This window comes from Brucella tritici (genome assembly GCF_902825325.1).
Taxonomy (GTDB): Bacteria; Pseudomonadota; Alphaproteobacteria; order Rhizobiales; family Rhizobiaceae; genus Brucella.
The window spans coordinates 147,145-161,290 of record NZ_CADEAR010000007.1; the positions used below are offsets into that span (position 1 = coordinate 147,145).

The following is a 14,146-nucleotide window of genomic DNA, read 5'->3' on the forward strand; positions in this document are numbered from 1 at the left end:
AATTGAGGCGCAAGCGTCATTAGGTCCCGGCACAACATATTCGCAGGTGTTGATTTTATCGGTCATCCCTGTTGATGTGCGCTAGAGCATTTTCGAGCCAACAACGCGAAACGGTTTTGCGTTCGGAAATGCATAAAAACAGATGGTTAGAGCAGTTCGAACGATCCTGCTGAAAACAGGAACCGCTCTAACAACGATGCGGCGGAACAATGCAGAAAAAACATACCCTCTCCTTGCCCAATATCCTCACCTATGGCCGGATCATCGCCGTCCCCCTTGTGGTATTGTGCTTCTTTATCGAGGGGAAACTGGAATCGAGCGATTTCGCCCGATGGACCGCTCTGGGATTGTTTGCCGTCGCCAGTATCACGGACTTTTTCGACGGCTATCTCGCCCGCATCTGGAAACAGACATCGACCATCGGTCGCATGCTTGACCCGATTGCCGACAAGCTTCTCGTATCCGCCATTCTGTTGCTTCTCGCAGCTGACGGTACCATTGCAGGCTGGACGCTTTGGGCCGCAATCATCATCCTGTGCCGCGAAATCCTGGTTTCGGGTCTGCGTGAATATCTTGCGGAACTCAAGGTCAGTGTTCCCGTTTCCCGTCTGGCCAAGTGGAAGACGACCGCGCAAATGATTGCGCTCGCATTTCTGCTCGCAGGCCCTGCCGGTGACAAAGTCATGCCCTATGTAACGGAAATTGGCATTGTCCTGCTTTGGGTCTCGGCGCTTCTGACGCTTTATACGGGCTGGGATTACTTCAAGGCGGGCCTTAAACACGTAATGGATTGATCCAGTGACGGTAAAACTCGTTTATTTCGCATGGGTGCGCGAGAAAATCGGCAAGGGCGAGGAGGTCATTGAACTCCCCTCACCCAAAACAACCGTGGGCGATCTGATCAGCCACCTGAAATCGCTTGGGCATGAATATGAAGCTGCCTTCGAGCATGAGCACGTCATTCGTGCCGCGATCAATCAGGAACATGCCGAGCATATTGAACTCGTGAATGATGGCGATGAAGTTGCGCTCTTTCCGCCCATGACGGGAGGATGAGATGAGCGGGCAAACCACATGCCCACTTTTCGTCGGCATAAGAAGCGAAGACTTCGATATCGCAGCGGAACTGCGCAAGCTTGAGCATGGGCGCACGGATATCGGCGCCATCGTCACCTTTACCGGTCTGTGTCGCGATGAAAGCGGCGCGCTTTCGGCCCTGGAGCTGGAACATTATCCCGGCATGGCCGAAGCGGAAATCACACGCATCGCCCGACAGGCTATCGAGCGCTGGCCGATAACAGCCCTCACGATCATTCACCGTTACGGGCTCATCAAACCGGGCGAAAACATCGTTCTGGTCGCAGCGGCATCATCGCATCGACATGCCGCTTTCGAAGCTGCATCATTCCTGATGGATTACATGAAAACCGACGCTCCATTCTGGAAAAGGGAGCATCTTGCAGACGGTTCTGTCGGCGGTTGGGTGTCGTCCAAGGAGGAAGATGAAAAGATCCGAGAACGCTGGCAACAGTCATAATCTTCCGATTACCAGCAATTCTACTGATCTCTATTTCCCATTTTAATTGCGAATTAACTATTTAACCCCCTAAAATAATGGATAATTTAGTCGGCGTGTTCTTGCGTCGCCACAATTTTCACATGAAGATTTCGCTAATGTCAGCCTTATGAATCAGGCGCTGACAAGCGATGATGACAGGCAGATTGGAATCCCCATTAGCGCCATCTGTCTGGTAACAAACAACGCGTGCGGGAACGGAAGTTTCGGGCTTTAACGATGCGAAATGGACTGGCGAAAACCCTTTCAATTGCGGCAGCACTTGTGGTCGGCATTGGCGCGCTTGGCGGAGCTGCCTTGTTCCTGACCACATCCATGCCGACAAGCAGCATAGCGGCGGAAAAAACGGTCAGCGGCAAAGTGATGTATCGCGAACGTATCGCGCTGCCGCCGGAGGCAAACCTGACCGTTCAGCTTTCCGACATCTCTCTGGCCGACGCCCCCTCCAAAGTCATTGGAGAAACAAGGATTGAATCCGTTCAGGGTTCGCCGATCCCGTTCGCCATCAATTTTGATACGGACCAGATTCAGCCCGGCCATACCTATGCCTTGCAAGCGCGGATTTCGGCGGGCGATACGCTATGGTTCGTCAATGACGAACGCTACGCCATCGACCCGGAGAATCCCGGCACCCCGGCAGAAATCAAGGTTGTGATGGTTCGCAAGAGCGGCGACGAAGGTGCTGCCATCGGCATTGAGGGCAAGGACTGGCTGGCAGAAGACATTCAAGGCGGCGGCGTGATCGACAATGCACAGACGACATTGACGGTCTCGACCGATGGCACCGTCAGCGGTTCGGGTGGCTGCAATCGTTATTTCAGCAAGGCAATCGTCACTGGCGAGAACATTTCCTTCGCCGATATCGGATCGACCTATGTTCAATGCCCGCCTGCTCTTATGACGCAGGAGCGCAAGTTCCTCGACGTGCTTGGCAAGACGAAGTCCTACAAGATCGACATGGGGAAACTGGTTCTCTTCGATGACGACGGAAAAGAAATGGCAAGGCTCGCACAAAGCCTTTGAAACTAAAAAAGCCCGGTTAAACCGGGCTTTTTCTTTGAATTCCGGGTGGGATTAGCCGACGATTTCGGTGCCCGAGAACCAGTATGCGATTTCTTCTGCAGCGGTTTCAGGAGCGTCCGAACCGTGCACGGAGTTTTCGCCGATCGACAGGGCGAATTCCTTGCGGATGGTACCTTCGTCAGCGTTTGCCGGGTTGGTTGCACCCATGACTTCGCGGTTCTTGGCGATGGCGTTTTCGCCTTCGAGAACCTGAACAATCGTCGGGCCAGAAGACATGAATTCGGTCAGTTCGCCGAAGAACGGGCGATCCTTGTGAACAGCATAGAAGCCTTCAGCTTCACGCAGGCTCATCCAGACGCGCTTCGAAGCGACAACGCGCAGGCCAGCTGCTTCGAGCTTGGCAGTGATGGCGCCGGTCAGGTTGCGGCGGGTCGCATCGGGCTTGATCATGGAGAAGGTACGTTCGATTGCCATTATGACACCTTGTTCGCTGGAATTTTTAGAAAAGTGAGGCTCTATACCGTCGATAGGCCGAATTGCCAAGAGGCGAACCGATTAGCACCTTGAGAGAGCATAGAATTGATTGCATAGATACGCCGTGCCGATTCAACTTCGCGGGAAGCGGCATGGACAGGTGTTCAGGGGGCTCTCATGGAACAGTACTTTCAGATGTTCGCCTATTATAACCGATGGGCAAATGAACTGGTCTATGCTGCGGCTGCCGAGCTGAGCGACGAGGAATACAGGCTCGATCTCGGCTTGTTCTTTGGTTCCATTCACCGCACCTTCAATCATTTGCTGGTTGCCGACCGCATCTGGATGAAACGCTTCACCACCGAAGGCGATCATCCGAAGACGCTCGACGCCATTATTTCCGACAATTTCATCATGCTGCGTGACCTGCGGCAGGCGGAAGACGCGCGCATTTGCCGCTATGCCGACAGCCTCGACACACAGAAGCTTGCCGGACGCTATACTTACACCCCTACTCGTGAAATGCGCACGATAAGCCAGCGGCTCGCTCCCTCGCTTGCTCATATGTTCAACAACCAGACCCACCATCGCGGACAGATTCACGCCGCGTTCACACGGCTGGGTACGGAAGCTCCGTCACTCGATCTTGCACATTTCCTGCGGACGGAAGAGGGACGGCGTTTCGCCTGACTGACGTTGATACTTGCGGAAACGCTTCAAGCCGTGCAAAAGCGCTTTCACCATGCTTATCCTTGACGACATCTCCGTACGAATTGCCGGACGCCTCCTGATCGACCACGCCAGCGTAACGCTGCCAGCGGGATCGAAGACGGGTTTTGTGGGCCGCAACGGCACCGGCAAATCGACCCTGTTCCGTGTGATTACGGGCGATCTTGCGCCGGAAACAGGCAGCATCTCGCTTCCCAAAAATACCCGTATCGGTCAGGTGGCGCAGGAAGCGCCCGGCACAGAGGATGCACTGATCGAAATCGTCATGAAGGCGGACAAGGAGCGCACAGCACTTCTTGAAGAGGCTGACACGGCAACCGATCCGCACCGCATTGCCGAAATTCACACCCGCCTTGCCGACATCGACGCTCACTCTGCGGAAGCTCGCGCAGGCGCCATTCTGTCCGGTCTCGGTTTCAACGCCGAAGCACAACGCCAGCCCGCATCCGCATTTTCCGGCGGCTGGCGTATGCGTGTCGCTCTGGCAGCGGTTCTTTTTGCCGAGCCGGACCTGCTGCTCCTCGACGAACCAACCAACTATCTCGACCTTGAAGGCGTGCTGTGGCTGGTCGACTATGTGAAGCGCTATCCGCACACAGTCATCATCATCAGCCACGACCGTGATCTCCTGAACTCTGCGACCAGTTCGATCATGCATCTCGACCAGAAGAAGATCAGCTTCTGGCGAGGCAACTACGATCAGTTCGAGCGCCAGCGCCACGAAATGCTGGAATTGCAGCAGAAGGCCCACGCAAAGCAGGAAGCCCACCGCAAGCACATGGAATCCTTCGTGGAACGGTTCCGTGCCAAGGCCACCAAGGCCCGTCAGGCGCAATCGCGCATGAAGGCTTTGGAAAAGCTCAAGCCAATCGAGCTTTACGTTGAAAGCAATGTGCAGCCGTTTCGTTTTCCGGATGCCGACAAAAAGACGGCATCGCCTGTCATCGCGCTTGATAATGCCGATGTCGGTTATGTGCCGGGCAAGCCCGTCCTTCGCAATGTAACCTTGCGTATCGACAATGACGACCGCATCGCCCTCCTCGGCTCGAACGGTAACGGTAAGTCAACGCTGGCGAAGCTGATTGCCGGTCGCCAGACGCCGGAAAAAGGCACGCTCACACTTTCGCCGAGCCTGAAAGTCGCCTTCTTCGCACAGCATCAGATGGATGATCTGATCCCCGAAGACAACGCCATCGAGCATGTGCGCAAGCTCATGCCGACGGAACCAGAGGCGAAGGTGCGTGCGCGGGTTGCGCAGATGGGCCTTTCGACAGAGAAGATGCTGACACCGGCCAAAGACCTGTCCGGTGGCGAGAAAGCGCGCCTCCTGATGGGGCTTGCGACCTTTCACGGTCCCAACCTGCTGATCCTCGACGAACCAACCAACCATCTCGACATCGACAGCCGCGAAGAGCTTGTGCATGCGCTCAACGCTTTCAACGGCGCGGTTATCCTGATTGCCCACGACCGCCATCTGATCGAAGCCACGATGGAACGGCTCTGGCTGGTCCGCGAAGGTGGCGTAAAGGCGTTTGAAGGCGATCTCGACGAGTACCGGCAGATCGTTCTTGCCGATGCCAAGGGAGAACCGGCTGCCGACCGCGACGACACCTCCAAGGTCAACAAGGCAGAACAGCGGAAACTTGCTGCCCAGAAACGCGAAACCCTGGCGCCGCTACAGAAAAAGATCAAGGAAACCGAAGCCTTGATTCAAAAGCTGCAGAAACAGATTCAAGGCTTCTCGTCACAATTGGAAGACCCGGCTCTGTACGAGAAGGAACCCCAAAAGGCGATCCGGATCAACAAGGACATGAGCGACGCCCGTTCTGCACTTGCGGATGCTGAGGACAAGTGGCTGGAACTTTCCACCGAATATGAAGAAGCGATGGCGGATTAAAACAGCCATTGCTTCGGCGCACCGCCGCCTAAGCGAACATCAACAAGGCCACGATTGCCAGCGCCAGCCAACCCACGATGCGCATGGCAACCGGCAGAGGACGCGGCATGAACCGCACCGCGAGAAGCGCGAAAATAACGGTCAGAGTGGGAAACCCGAAATAAAGGGCAGCGTAACCGCTCTGCCCTTCAAAGGAAGAGCCGAAGACGCCCAGCTTTTCGAGTGGTATCAGCGCAACCAGTGCTGCAAGAGCCGAAAGCAGCAACAGCAGCAATCTGTCGGAAATTTTGCAGAGCATCGTCATCAATCAGCTCTGGGGACGCAGGCGGGTACGCATCAGGGCATAAAGACCGAATGCACCGAGGATCAGACCGATGGTCGTATAGACCTCGTCAGGCGTTTCGGCTCCACGGCGCAGTACGAGATCGGCTTTTGAAAGCTGAAGCCCATCCGTGTTTCCCTGCACCAGACGAAATGCATAAAGCCCCGGAATGACCGGATCGATGTCCCCCGCGCTCTGACGCAGAACGCTGCCATCCTGCGGGCGGTCCGTATTGATGGAACCGCTGGTGGAGGCGAAATCGAGTCCCTGGGAGAGAACCGGCTGGCCGTCGCGGCTGACCGCAAGGGTCACCGCCGAGCGCCTTTCCGCGGGCACGTAACCCGGCAAAGGCGTGGCATCGATGAACACACGCACCGGCCCATCATCCGCCGACAGCCTGACTTCCTGTATCTTGAAACCGCTTTGACGGTTTTCAAGCATCGTCCAGCGGCCAATCTCGCTGCCGGTGAAATGACGCATATACCAGGGATAGCCGATACCAAGGCCAAAACCGGCGACGATCATCAAAATGAATAGCGGACGCATTAGGGCCTGTTGAGAGTTAGGTTTCGGGCGTGGCGTGAGCTGGATTTTGTTCCTGAACAGGAGAACAGACCGCCGTGGAGTAATTCTCCACAAGGGCTGTGCGACGCATTCAGGGGGAAAATCCGCCACGTCGCTTCGCGATATGATGAAAATAGCCCAGCTTTGCGTCGCAAAACCTCGATGGAGAACCACTCCACCTTCGGTTTTGCTCCTAAACCTGTACAATTTTCATCCATACCACGCTCCAAAACTAATTCTCAACAAGCCCTAAGCCTTGCGCTCCCAGCGGCGATCTGGCGTTTGCTGCCAATAGGTCAAGTCGTGGTTTCCTGCCTTGAAATTCTTCCACTGCCCCCGGGCAATATCGAGCTGCTCCTGATCATGCCCGTCGAACATGACGACAAGCCGCTCATAGGCATCCGCCTGCTCAATCCCCGCACCCTCTACGAGAAAGCGTACCGTCGCACCGTTCGGATTGGCTTCACTTGTGGTCAGCAAGACCGGCTGGTGTTCCGGGTGAGGCTCATTATCGGTGCCATGGGCTACGAAAGAGGTGTCGGAGAAGGTCCAGAGCAAACCATCCAGCGCATCGCGTCTTTCTTCGCTGACGGTCTGGATCGTGACGCGCCAGCCGCGCCCGAGCGAGCGCTCGACCAGACCGGGCAAGGCCTCATCGAGTGTCGATTCCGTCAGATGGTAGAAGAGAATTTCCGCCATGCATTATCCGTTTCGGAAATGGGTGAAGAAACTGATTCCGCTTCTCCACCCATCCTGTTGTTTGGAAAAGATTTTAGCTTTCGAAATGATCCCGGACAAGACGGTCCAGCAGACGCACGCCATAGCCGGAAGCCCATGTCTGGCTATACTCGTTTGCTGGCGACCCCATGGCCGTTCCGGCAACATCGAGATGCGCCCAAGGCGTCTCACCGACAAAGCGCTTCAGGAACTGTGCTGCCGTGATCGATCCACCGTAACGGCCTGCACTGTTCTTCATGTCGGCAAACTTCGAATCGATCATCTTGTCGTATTCAGTGCCAAGTGGCAGGCGCCACAGCTTTTCGCCGGTCGACTGGCCCGCATCATAAAGCTGGTCAGCAAGCTCATCGTCATTGGAGAAGAGACCGGCATGATACTGGCCGAGTGCGACCATGACCGCGCCCGTAAGGGTGGCCAGATTGATGATGAAGCGCGGCTTGAAACGATCATTCGTATAGTGCAGCGCATCGGCGAGAACGAGACGGCCTTCAGCATCAGTATTGATGACTTCAATCGTCTGTCCCGACATGGATGTCACGATGTCGCCCGGACGCTGTGCATTGCCGTCCGGCATGTTCTCGACAAGGCCGATAATGCCGATGGCGTTGACCTTTGCCTTGCGACCGGCCAGAGCGCGCATCAGGCCCGTGACGGCTGCAGCACCGCCCATGTCACCCTTCATGTCTTCCATGCCACCAGCAGGCTTGATGGAAATACCGCCCGTATCGAACACGACGCCCTTGCCGACGAAAGCAACCGGCTTTTCCTTGCTCTTCGCGCCCTGCCATTCCATGACAACCAGTCGCGGCGGGCGAACGGAACCCTGTGCTACGCCCAGAAGCGCCCCCATGCCGAGCTTCTTCATTTCCTTCTCGCCGAGGATCTCGACCTTCACGCCAAGCTTTCCGAGCTTTTCAGCTTCTTGTGCGAACTCGACCGGACCGAGAATATTCGCAGGCTCGTTGACGAGATTACGCGCCTGGAGAACACCGTCCGCGACCGCTTCTGCAACTTCAAAAGCACGCTTTGCCGTATGCGGGTCCGCGACGCAGATGCTGATCTTGGCGGCGTGTTTCGGATCGCCATTTTCCTCATTGTTCTTGCGCGTCTTGTAGCGCTCGAACTTGTAGGAGCGCAGAATCATGCCGAGCGCCAGGTCTGCCGCTTCGTCACCGGCGATGGTGGTTTCAGGCAAGGCCAGTGTCACGGTTGCCCGCTCGGCCTTGCCGATTCGTGAAAACGCTGCGCCACCAATCTTGAGCCAGTCGTCATTGCCAAGCCTGCCGGTTTCGCCGACGCCGACCAGAACGATCTTATCGATGCCGCTGGAAGTTGTCTCAATCGCTTCCGCCGTCTTGCCCAATGCGCCGGTGAATCCGGAAATTTCGGCAATACGCTTGATCTTTTCCGCACCGCCGACGGCTTCAGCCGCTTCATCCGCAAAACCGCCGCGCTTCGCGACGAGGACGATAGACACGCCTTTTTCCGGTACTGCAAAATCGCTGAAAGAGATCGAAGGACGTTTAGACATGACAACTCCAAACTTGGTGTCGATTTGAGAATGACACGATTGTGTCGCGACTTTTTCCCACTCATGTGAGACGAATATGGCAAAACAGCAAGAGTAGATCCCAGATTGTTTCAGTTTCAGCCCGAGGAAAACCGTGCAGGACACAATTGCAAACTCGTCTTATCTGTTCTCTGCAAAAACTGGTTGCCTTGAGCCGACTCATCACCCATTAAGGGAAACAGCAGAGCTGGCATCTTCACGACGCTTTTAGTAATCTGTTAACCGCGTTTATTGGGCCAATCTTAGCCAAGCGTCATTAAGTTTAGTGATTATCGCGAGTACCGCAGCCAATTTCGGATGCGCGCTCCTTCAACGGAACCGGGATGTAGACTCCACCTATGCGATTGATTGAGTTGTACATCTTGCGCCGGGTGGCGATCATGTTCCTCGCAGTGCTGGGGGCGGCAGTCGGCATTACCTGGACCGTGCAGGTGCTTCAGCGCATCGACTTTCTGACCACAAGCGGACAGACATTCCAGACAATCGTTCAATTCAGCTCGCTGTTGATTCCGTCAGCCATCCCGCTCGTGATGCCGTTTGCGCTGATCATTGCGATCACGCAGACGCTGTCCACCATGAACCAGGATTCCGAACTGGTGGTCATCAATGCATCGGGTGCTCCGCGCAGCGCGGTGATGCGCCCTATTCTGATTCTTGCGGCCGTGATTTCCGTCGTCTCGTTTCTCGTCGCCAATTATGTCGATCCCTATGCGCGCATGAACATGCGCGCGATGATCGCCAATGCCAGCGCCGATCTGATGAATGTCATCGTTCAGGAAGGCAACTTCCGGAAGCTCGCCGACAATCTCTATATTCAGGTCGCGGAACGACGCGCCGACGGCAGCATTGGCGGGCTTTTCATCGCCGATTCCCGCGATCCCGCGCTCGACCTCATCTATTATGCTGCCGATGGCGCGATTGCTTCGACGCCAAGCGGCGACATGCTGTTGATGCAGAATGGCGAAGTACAGCGGCGTGATGTGTCCGATGGCACTGTTTCGATCATCAAGTTCAATTCCTACGCATTCGATCTCAGCCAGTTTGCCTCAGCCGGTGACGATTTCGTCATCTATGCGAAGGATCGTCCGCTATCCTATCTTTTGAACCCGGACCCGAACGATCCGATCCTTCAGACCCGCCCATTGCGCTACAAGGCTGAATTGCACCGGCGCCTGACGCAATGGCTCTATCCGGTAGTCTTTGCGATGATTGCACTGGCTTTTGCGGGCGATTCCCGTTCGCATCGCGAAGCTCGTGTCTCTGCATCCTTCTCGGCGATCAGCACCGCTCTTCTCGTTTATTGGGCTGGTTATTTTGCATCAGATCGCGCAGACAAGGACGCTGGCTATATCGTCGTCATGTACCTCGTCCCGCTCGCCGTCATGCTCGTGACGGGCTTTGCGCTCGCCACCGGGCGAAGGATCGGCCTGCCAGACAAATGGAACGACCGTATTCTCGACAATTTCGACAGTCTGAGAAACCGTGCCTCGGAACTTTATGCCCGTTTCACCGGACGCTCGCGCAATAATGCCGGAGGACAGGTATGATCGGCTGGACGCTCGGGCGCTATTTCTTCATCCGCTACGTGCAGATTACACTCTATTTTCTGCTCGGGATTTTCGCATTGTCGCTGCTTCTCGACTTCACCGAGAATGCGAGCAAGCTTTCAAACCTGCCGGACTATTCGGTGTGGGCAGCGCTTGGTCTTTCTGCCATGCGCGTACCCTTCATCATGCAGCAGATGATCCCGTTCGTTGCCCTGTTCTCCGCAATGGCGACGCTCATTTCGCTCAACAGAAAATACGAACTTGTTGTCGCCCGTTCCGTTGGCGTGTCGGCCTGGCAGTTCCTTCTGCCTGCCTGCTTCGGCGCCTTCCTGTTTGGCCTGGCGACGATTTTCATCCTCAATCCGTTCGCTGCTTACGGGTTTGCGAAGGCTGATGAAATCGCATCGACGTGGAAGACCGGCAAAGTTACCGACGTTTCCGCCCTGCGCGATCCGTGGCTGCGCCAGAAGACCGATGAGGGTGAAACCATCATCGGCGCAAAAAGCACTCTGGATCAGGGTGCGACCCTTGCCGATGCGACATTCATTCAGTTCGATGAAAAGAAGAATATCAAGGTACGCTACGACGCACGGACCGCACAGCTGATGGACGGTCATTGGGAGCTAACCGACGTGACGCGATTCGCGCGCGGCGAAGAACCCCAGAAAATGGCGAGCCTCCAGATCGAGACGCAGCTTCGTCCGGAATATGTGGAAGAGAAGCTCGCGACACCGGACACAATTCCCTTCACGCAGTTGCGTCACAAGATCGAAGTCGCACGTTCCTTTGGTTATTCGGCAAACGCTTTTGACATGCAATACCAGTCACTTCTGGCCTTGCCGGCCTTGCTGATGGCGATGACTCTCATTGCTGCAACAGTGTCGTTGAAATTTGTGCGGTTTGGCCAGTCGGGAGCGATGATTCTGGGTGGCGTTATCGCAGGCTTCATGCTTTATGTCGTTTCGGTGCTAGTGAAGGCATTCGGGAATGCGGGATTCGTTCCGCCGTTCGTGGCTGCCTGGGTTCCGGTTGTTATCGCGACATTTTTTGGTGTCTCCTTTTTGTTGCATAAGGAGGATGGTTAGTGGGTTCGAGTAACGCCCGCATGGTATTGCCCCATTCGTTCTCGCGCCTGACGCGCGGGACGGCCTTGGCGTGCGTCCTTGCTTTGCCTTTCATTTCTGTCGCGGCCCTGCCCTCACCCGCATCGGCACAGGACACTCTTGCTGCCAATTACAAGAGCGATCCGAACGCACGCATGCTTCTGCAGGCTGACGAGCTTGTCTATGATCGCGACGTCAACACCGTCACGGCTCAGGGCAAGGTGCGCATTGAGTATGACGGTAATCATCTCGTCGCCGACAAGGTAACTTATAACCAGCAGACGCGGCGCATGACTGCGACGGGTAATGTTGAGATCGTCGAACGCGACGGCAACAAGATCTATTCCGACCATATGGATGTCACCGACAGTTTCCGCGACGGCTTCGTAAACGGCCTTCGCGTCGAGACGACGGATAACACCCGCTTTGCAGCCGAAAGCGCTGAACGCAGCAACGGCGAGATCACGACATTCAACAACGGCGTCTATACGGCCTGCGAACCCTGCGCCAAGAATCCGGACAAGCCTGTTCTCTGGCAGATCAAGGCACGCAAGATCATCTGGAACAGCACGACAAAGACGGTCCGTTTCGAACATGGCCGCTTTGAGTTTCTCGGCATGCCGCTTGCCTGGTTCCCGGCATTCGAGATGGCCGACCCGACGGTGAAGCGCAAAAGCGGCTTCCTGTTTCCGGGCTTCTCCTACAAGGACGATCTCGGCTTCGGCATCAAGAATTCGTATTTCTGGGCACTCGCTCCGAATTACGATCTGACGCTTTCCACGACTGCCTATACCAAGCAGGGCTTCCTGACCGAGGCCGAATGGCGTCATCGTCTTGAAAATGGCACCTATAACCTTCGTATCGCTGGCATCCACCAGAACAAGCCCGAAGAATTCGATTTGAACACCGTTGACCGCGAAGAAGACAATCGCGGCATGGTCGCCTCAAAAGGCGATTTCGAGCTCAATTCGCGTTGGCGTTTTGGCTGGGATGTGATGGCACAGACCGACCGGAATTTCAGCCGAACGTACGATATTGAAGGATATAACGCTCAGACGCAGGTATCCAAAATCTACCTGACCGGCATTAATAACCGCAATTATTTCGATCTCAATTTCTATCGATTTAACGTTCAGGAATCGTACCCGGTTACGGACGTTTATAAAGACTACGAGATGCACTCGAAGCAGCCTTGGGTTTTCCCAAGTCTCGACTATTCTTATACGATGCCGGAGCCAGTCTATGGCGGCGAACTGAATTTCAATACCAATCTGCAGGTTCTTTATCGTCAGAATGCGAACTATACGCCTCTCGGCACCAGATTTCCTCGCGTTCCAGGCTTCGACGGAACCAATGCGCGGCTGACCACCGAAGCGGAATGGAAGCGAACCTTCATCACGCCTGCCGGTCTGGTCATCACCCCATTGCTGGCACTGCGCGGCGATGCAATTGGTGCCAATACGAACTTCAATCTCGCAGATGCCGGCTATACGGATGCACTTGTCCGTTCAGAAGCGCTTCGCGCCATGGCAACCGCCGGGCTTGAACTGCGCTGGCCGATCCTGTTCTCGACCACGAGCTCGACCCATATCATCGAGCCGATCGCACAGCTTTATGTTCGCAACAACGAACGCTATGCGGGCGAATTGCCAAATGAAGACGCCCAGAGCTTTGTCTTCGATGCGACGAACCTGTTCTCGCGCGACAAGTTCTCCGGTTATGACCGTGTCGAAGGCGGCACTCGCGCCAATCTTGGTCTGCGCTACTCAGGCAATTTCAACAACAGCGACTGGGCTCTTTATGCCCTCGGCGGTCAGTCGTTCCAATTGGGTGGGGTAAATTCTTACGGTACCAGCGATTTCGTGAATGTCGGCGCAGATTCCGGCCTGCAGGATGCGCGCTCCGACTATGTGGCCATGATCGGTACGTCCAATTCGACAGGTCTTGCCCTTGCTGCTCGCGGACGCTTCGACAAGGAGAGTTTCTCGGTCCAACGTGGCGAACTTGAAGCCCAGCAAAGCTGGCAGAAGCTGACCGTTTCCGCTCAGTACGCCTATATCGCGCCGCAACCTGCTTACGGATATAACGATCTCCGTCAGGAAGTTACAGGCTCGGCAACGGCTCGTATCAATACAAACTGGCGCGTTTTCGGTTCAGGTACCTATGATCTTGTCTCCGAAACATTGGTACGCGCATCGTCTGGTCTCGCCTATGACGATGAGTGTTTCACTTACTCTATGGCATATACCCAGACCCGCAATCCGGGTGAGGATAAAACCTCATATGGCATAGGCTTCAACATTTCGCTGCGCACGTTGGGTGACATAGGCAGCGGCACTCAGACTTTCTAAACTTGACGGACCGGAAGCACTAGAAATGCTTCCGGTCTTTTCATTTCATTTGACAAAGAAATTGCACATCAAAGCCTGATTTGGCTTTCTTTCTGTAGTATTCACACGATACAACCTTCGCAAAATAGCTTTTGGGTCATTGTTTCGCCGCACTGGGTCATCTATACAGGCAGCTTATGATCAGCAGCTGATATGATTGATTGTTGGCTGACCGACGATAATGACCATAAAGGGATATGTCCGGTAAGGATT

Annotated in this window: 14 protein-coding genes; 9 read left to right on the forward strand and 5 right to left on the reverse strand. The window is 55.2% G+C overall.

The features are described from left to right. The first annotated feature begins 209 nt into the window (after window positions 1-209). From pgsA to HWX93_RS12275, 4 genes are all read left to right on the forward strand, one after another. Window positions 210-794, forward strand: a complete 585-nt coding sequence (gene pgsA / locus HWX93_RS12260) for a CDP-diacylglycerol--glycerol-3-phosphate 3-phosphatidyltransferase (protein ID WP_109988002.1) — start codon at window positions 210-212, stop codon at window positions 792-794. Between the two features lie 4 nt (window positions 795-798). Beyond that, entirely contained in the window at window positions 799-1,056 is a 258-nt protein-coding gene (moaD, locus tag HWX93_RS12265; protein WP_109988001.1) for a molybdopterin converting factor subunit 1, read from the forward strand. 1 nt (window position 1,057) lies between these two features. Beyond that, window positions 1,058-1,537 (forward strand): molybdenum cofactor biosynthesis protein MoaE, encoded by a 480-nt coding sequence (locus HWX93_RS12270; RefSeq protein WP_176037490.1) that lies wholly within the window; start codon window positions 1,058-1,060, stop codon window positions 1,535-1,537. Window positions 1,538-1,795: 258 nt separating this feature from the next. Then, the gene (locus HWX93_RS12275) at window positions 1,796-2,599 is read left to right on the forward strand and encodes a YbaY family lipoprotein (protein WP_176037491.1); all 804 of its coding nucleotides are present in this window, start codon (window positions 1,796-1,798) and stop codon (window positions 2,597-2,599) included. A gap of 51 nt (window positions 2,600-2,650) precedes the next feature. Here HWX93_RS12275 and ndk read toward each other — a convergent pair whose 3' ends face one another. Continuing rightward, window positions 2,651-3,073: a nucleoside-diphosphate kinase gene (gene ndk / locus HWX93_RS12280; protein ID WP_010661674.1), complete on the reverse strand. Its 423-nt coding sequence runs from the start codon at window positions 3,071-3,073 to the stop codon at window positions 2,651-2,653. 177 nt (window positions 3,074-3,250) lie between these two features. Between ndk and HWX93_RS12285 the strand changes: the two genes are divergently transcribed. Further along, window positions 3,251-3,763: a DinB family protein gene (locus tag HWX93_RS12285; protein WP_176037492.1), complete on the forward strand. Its 513-nt coding sequence runs from the start codon at window positions 3,251-3,253 to the stop codon at window positions 3,761-3,763. A 52-nt stretch (window positions 3,764-3,815) separates the two neighbouring features. After that, a complete protein-coding gene (locus HWX93_RS12290; protein WP_109987997.1) occupies window positions 3,816-5,699 on the forward strand; it encodes an ABC-F family ATP-binding cassette domain-containing protein in 1,884 nt (627 codons plus the stop codon). A gap of 28 nt (window positions 5,700-5,727) precedes the next feature. Here the strand turns inward: HWX93_RS12290 and HWX93_RS12295 are convergent, their stop codons facing one another. The 4 genes from HWX93_RS12295 to HWX93_RS12310 form a co-directional block, all read right to left on the reverse strand. Beyond that, entirely contained in the window at window positions 5,728-6,003 is a 276-nt protein-coding gene (locus HWX93_RS12295) for a hypothetical protein (protein ID WP_109987996.1), read from the reverse strand. A gap of 3 nt (window positions 6,004-6,006) precedes the next feature. Next, a complete protein-coding gene (gene bspB, locus HWX93_RS12300; RefSeq protein WP_109987995.1) occupies window positions 6,007-6,567 on the reverse strand; it encodes a type IV secretion system effector BspB in 561 nt (186 codons plus the stop codon). A 267-nt stretch (window positions 6,568-6,834) separates the two neighbouring features. Then, a complete protein-coding gene (locus HWX93_RS12305; protein WP_176037493.1) occupies window positions 6,835-7,284 on the reverse strand; it encodes a DNA polymerase III subunit chi in 450 nt (149 codons plus the stop codon). 73 nt (window positions 7,285-7,357) lie between these two features. Beyond that, a complete protein-coding gene (locus HWX93_RS12310) occupies window positions 7,358-8,854 on the reverse strand; it encodes a leucyl aminopeptidase (RefSeq protein WP_176037494.1) in 1,497 nt (498 codons plus the stop codon). Window positions 8,855-9,231: 377 nt separating this feature from the next. On the opposite strand from HWX93_RS12310, the gene lptF reads away from it, so the two are divergent. From lptF to HWX93_RS12325, 3 genes are read left to right on the forward strand one after another with little or no spacing between them, the layout of a single operon-like run. Continuing rightward, the gene (lptF, locus tag HWX93_RS12315; RefSeq protein WP_109987991.1) at window positions 9,232-10,440 is read left to right on the forward strand and encodes an LPS export ABC transporter permease LptF; all 1,209 of its coding nucleotides are present in this window, start codon (window positions 9,232-9,234) and stop codon (window positions 10,438-10,440) included. After that, window positions 10,437-11,525, forward strand: coding sequence for an LPS export ABC transporter permease LptG (gene lptG / locus HWX93_RS12320; RefSeq protein ID WP_176037495.1), 1,089 nt, complete (start codon window positions 10,437-10,439; stop codon window positions 11,523-11,525). The genes lptF and lptG overlap by 4 nt, the downstream gene beginning before the upstream one ends. Before the next feature lie 20 nt (window positions 11,526-11,545). Further along, window positions 11,546-13,894: an LPS-assembly protein LptD gene (locus HWX93_RS12325; protein WP_176037561.1), complete on the forward strand. Its 2,349-nt coding sequence runs from the start codon at window positions 11,546-11,548 to the stop codon at window positions 13,892-13,894. Window positions 13,895-14,146: the final 252 nt, after the last annotated feature.